The following is a 307-nucleotide window of genomic DNA, read 5'->3' on the forward strand; positions in this document are numbered from 1 at the left end:
TTGGCGAACAGGCTGATCGCGACCGCGTCCACGTCCGAGAGCCGCCGCTGTCGCTTCTTGACGATCACCGGCTCGAACGTGCCGGCCCGGTCCCGCGGCACCGCGATCGTCACCTCACCGGCCGCGTCGGTCAGCACCGTCTTGGGCCGCGTGCCGTTGCGGATGTTCCTGCTCTCGGCGGTGGGCACCTGGTGCTTGGCGTGCCCCAGGTGCTCGGTCAGCTCCTCCTCCAGGGCTGTCTCCAGGACGGTGGCGGTGATCGACTTGAGCAGCCCGTCCGGGCCGGTCAGGTCCTCACCACGTGCCC

The 307-nt window shown here is 70.4% G+C and carries 1 protein-coding gene; it reads right to left on the reverse strand.

What is annotated here, in order from left to right; all coding sequences use genetic code 11:
* On the reverse strand, window positions 1-307 hold a 307-nt coding region (locus FJR00_RS15595; RefSeq protein WP_181409685.1), incomplete at both ends, for a transposase.

It is taken from the genome of Ornithinimicrobium kibberense (assembly GCF_006519705.1).
Taxonomy (GTDB): domain Bacteria; phylum Actinomycetota; class Actinomycetes; order Actinomycetales; family Dermatophilaceae; genus Ornithinicoccus; species Ornithinicoccus kibberensis.